This is a genomic window from Paenibacillus sp. CFBP 13594 (assembly GCF_014842675.1).
Lineage (GTDB): Bacteria > Bacillota > Bacilli > Paenibacillales > Paenibacillaceae > Paenibacillus > Paenibacillus amylolyticus_B.
This window is the reverse complement of record NZ_JACYVQ010000048.1, coordinates 1-259: the sequence shown is the minus strand read 5'-3', so window position 1 is coordinate 259 and position 259 is coordinate 1. Positions and strand designations below refer to the sequence as shown.

1 rRNA gene is annotated in these 259 nt (G+C 53.7%); it reads left to right on the top strand.

Going from position 1 to position 259, the window contains the following annotated elements:
* Window positions 1-259, top strand: a 23S ribosomal RNA gene (locus IFU39_RS32585); the annotation flags it as partial.

Genomic DNA, 259 nt, shown 5'->3' with positions numbered 1-259 from the left:
ATTCCGTCAGTAGCGGCGAGCGAACGCGGAGAAGCCCAAACCAAGGAGCTTGCTCTTTGGGGTTGTGGGACGTCTCACATGGAGTTACAAAGGAGTCAGTTAAACGAAGAGGTCTGGAAAGGCCCGCCAAAGAAGGTAAAAGCCCTGTAATTGAAAGTTGACTCTCTCCGAGACGGATCCCGAGTAGTGCGGGGCACGTGAAACCCCGTATGAATCCGGCAGGACCATCTGCCAAGGCTAAATACTTCCTAGCGACCGA